This is a genomic window from Priestia sp. P5_B4 (assembly GCF_056400385.1).
On record NZ_JBFULJ010000363.1, the window covers coordinates 1 to 3,720 of the forward strand.

The window sequence follows — 3,720 nt, forward strand, 5'->3', positions numbered from 1 at the left end:
GGTCCTCCTTTACATATATATAAAAGAACCATGCTGATAACAAAATACGCTTTTGTTTTTCTGTTTACGGCCACCGCTCCTATAAAATTCCCTCTCCATCTACCAACGATKAAAAAATATAAGACGGTCACCAGACAAATAGTTAAAAAATAGTAAGGGCTCCAAAGTGCTTCAAAACCAAACATCTGCAAATTGTTAATCAACATCTATTCCTCCTTCTACAGATGATGAAAAGGACTGGCGCATGCCAGCCCTTTTCTTTACCACCAAATAATGGTTACAAAAGCTAAAATGGTTAAAAGAGCTACCAATACGCCTGAATACAAGAAAAATGCTGGTATGGTATGTCCTTTGTGGTTCATATGCATGAAATAATAAAGTTGAAAGATGACTTGAACAACGGCCAAGAGCACAATCACCGGCATAATGTACCATCCGCTAAACTCTTGATAAACCGCAAAAAAAGCAATTAGCGTTAGAAACAACATCATCCCAAAAGAGATAACTTGCATCTTCATATCTTCTGCGTTTCTTTTTTTACGATAATCTAAATTGAGCCTTGGGTTATCTGAGTTTGATTGATTTGTCGTCATCAGCTTATCCCACCATTCCCATTAAATATACAACCGTGAAAATAAAGACCCACACAACATCGATAAAGTGCCAGTATAAACTTGCGACATAATATTTAGGAGCGTTATATAAGTTTAACCCCCGCTTTGCATTTCGAATCATCAAAGAACCAATCCAAAGCAATCCGAACGTTACGTGAGCTCCGTGGGTCCCAACCAGCGCGTAGAAAGAAGAACCGAATGCGCTGCTTGTAAACGTATGCCCTTCATGAACATAATGCCTGAACTCATAAATTTCTAGCCCTAAAAACGCTAAACCTAAAAGCCACGTAACGCCTAACCATAGCTGCATCTTTTTAAATTCAAAATTTTTCATATGATACATAGCATATACGCTTGTTAGTGAACTTGTTAATAAAATCATGGTGGCTGCAAAAACAAGCTTAATATCAAACAATTCTTCTGGCTTAGGTCCTGACATCGTTGAATTACGTAAAGCTAAATAAGTAGCAAAAAGTGAAGCAAACAAAACCGTCTCTCCGCCTAAAAAGAGCCAAAAGCCAGTAAATTTATTTTTCCCTTCAAGCGTTGCTTTTTCAGGCGAAGCAGGGAAAGTTTCAGCAGTTAGCTTTTGTTCAGTCTCCATTACATCTTCGCCTCCTTGTCATCATCAACTAAGTCTTCTTTGTGAATATGAAAGCCGTGATCATCAACCCATGAACGGAAGAACATCGATAAAAACATGACGATCATTCCGATAATCCCTACAATATCTCCCCACGCATGATCATTTCGATACAAAAAGCCAATCCCTGCAATAAACATTCCAAGCGATATCATAAATGGAATAAACGACGAGTTTGGCATATGAATATCACCAAGAGGTTCGGCTGACGTCATTTCTTTATTTCCTGCCATTTTTTCAATCCAATATGCATCTAACCCGCGTACAAGCGGCGTTTGTTTAAAGTTATACTCTGGAGGCGGAGATGAAATAGCCCATTCTAATGTGCGTCCGTCTCCCCAAGGGTCTCCTCCTACCCTTTGTCCTTTGGCAGTTGTTTTTATAATATTAACCAGTAAAATGAGCGTAGCAACCGCCATGAAAGCAGCTCCTGATGAACTGATTGCATTCCCAAGGTCGAGACCTTGATTAGGCAAGAACGTCCATACGCGGCGAGGCATCCCCATTAGGCCTAAGAAATGCTGAATAAAGAACGTTAAGTGAAAACCAATCAAAAAGAGCCAGAACGTTGCTTTKCTTAACTTTTCATCTAACATCTTCCCAAACATTTTTGGCCACCAGTATGTGACACCTGCTAATATAGCGTATACGACACCGCCTACGATAACGTAATGGAAGTGAGCAACGATAAAATAAGAATCTTGAAATTGATAATCTGCAGGTGCTACAGCTGCCATAACTCCTGTTACTCCACCGATAACAAATGATGGAATAAAAGCGACAGCATACAGCATTGGAGACGTAAACTCAATACTTCCTCCCCAAAGCGTAAACAGCCAGTTAAAAATTTTAATTCCAGTTGGAACGGCGATAGCCATCGTAGCGACAGCAAAAATGGCATTTGCAATTGGACCAAGTCCGGTTGTAAACATGTGGTGAGCCCACACCATGAACCCTAAAAATCCGATTAATACGGTAGCAAAAACCATCGACGAGTACCCGAATAATCTCTTTCTTGAAAAAGTAGGTAAAATTTCAGAGAAAACACCAAACGCTGGAAGAATTAAAATATATACTTCCGGATGACCGAATATCCAGAAAAGATGTTCCCAGATAATGGTGTTCCCACCCATTGTGGCGTCAAAAAAGTTTCCCCCGAATAAGCGGTCAAAAATCATTAAGAACAATCCAACCGTTAGCGCTGGAAACGCAAACAAAATAAGAGCTGATGCAACAAACGTCGTCCACGTAAACAGCGGCATACGCATATAAGTCATGCCTGGCGCCCTCATGTTAATGATTGTCACGAGAAAGTTGATACCTGAAATCAATGTCCCGGCTCCGGAAATCTGCAAACCTATCGCATAAAAATCAATTCCGTGACCAGGTGATGCAATAGACAGCGAAGCATATGATGTCCACCCTGCATCAGGTGCTCCTCCTAAAAACCAGCTTAGATTTAAAAAGAGTCCCCCAAAGGCAAACAACCAAAAACCTAACAAATTTAAAAATGGAAATGCTACATCTCGAGCTCCAATTTGCAGCGGAACAACTGCATTCATCATGGCAAAAAGAAGCGGCATTGCGGCTAAGAAAATCATTGTTGTTCCATGCATTGTTAAAATTTCATTATACGTTCCTGCACTAACAAAGTCATTGCTTGGTATAGCCAGCTGAATACGTATAAATAGCGCTTCCACTCCTCCGACTAGAAAAAAGATACCGCCGGCGATTAAATAAAGAATGGCGATTTTCTTATGGTCAACGGTTGTCATAAAATCCCAAATTGTTCCACCTACACCCTTCTTTTGACTGAGTGTACTCATCGCTAAACCTCCCCTTYTAAAAACGACTGGACGTTTATTTTTCTTTTAAACTCATTAAATAGTCTGCTAGCTCATTCACTTGTTCATCTGTTAAGTCAGGATATGTACCACTCATCTTATTACCCGGCTTAACTTTTTCAGGGTCTTTTAACCATTTTTTGATATTTTCCTTGTTGTGAGGAAGCACCCCAGCTACACGCTCACGTTCAGAAAAACCGGCTAAGTTTGGTGCTTGACGAGCTTGCTCTGGACGATTGTCTTTGACGTCAACAGCATGACATCCGATACAGCTTTCATTAAAGACCTCTTGACCAGCTTTTGCGGATGCTGTTTCTACATCAGGCTTTGCCTTTTTCAAATCTTTTGCCCACATATCAAATTCATCGCTTGATACAGCCCTTACTTTAAAGTCCATAAGAGAATGAGATGGACCGCAAAGCTCAGCACATTTTCCGTAGAAAACCCCGTTAGCTTCCTTCGATTTCTTAGAATCAAACACTAGCCAGAATTTATTATCATTTTCTGTGTTAGCATCGAGCTTTCCTCCAACTGAAGGAATCCAGAATGAGTGCTTGACRTCAGAAGCTTTAATGTTAAAGTAGACTTTTTTATCCGTTGGAACAACTAGATCTTGCGA

Annotated in this window: 4 protein-coding genes and 1 pseudogene; all 5 read right to left on the reverse strand. The window is 40.2% G+C overall.

Translation table 11 applies throughout. The annotated features are described in order from the left end of the window. Window positions 1-206 (reverse strand): annotated as a pseudogene (locus AC1DRF_RS19350) (cytochrome c oxidase assembly factor CtaG); the annotation flags it as partial. Window positions 207-260: 54 nt separating this feature from the next. Next, on the reverse strand, window positions 261-593 hold the full coding sequence (ctaF, locus tag AC1DRF_RS19355) for a cytochrome c oxidase subunit IVB (RefSeq protein WP_013082313.1): 333 nt from the start codon (window positions 591-593) through the stop codon (window positions 261-263). Window positions 594-597: 4 nt separating this feature from the next. Continuing rightward, window positions 598-1,218, reverse strand: coding sequence for a cytochrome c oxidase subunit III (gene ctaE / locus AC1DRF_RS19360; protein WP_013056081.1), 621 nt, complete (start codon window positions 1,216-1,218; stop codon window positions 598-600). Then, window positions 1,218-3,083, reverse strand: a complete 1,866-nt coding sequence (ctaD, locus tag AC1DRF_RS19365; protein ID WP_477741430.1) for a cytochrome c oxidase subunit I — start codon at window positions 3,081-3,083, stop codon at window positions 1,218-1,220. The genes ctaE and ctaD overlap by 1 nt, the downstream gene beginning before the upstream one ends. Window positions 3,084-3,117: 34 nt before the next feature. Next, a partial coding sequence (locus tag AC1DRF_RS19370) for a c-type cytochrome (protein ID WP_477741431.1) occupies window positions 3,118-3,720 on the reverse strand: 603 nt, incomplete at its 5' end.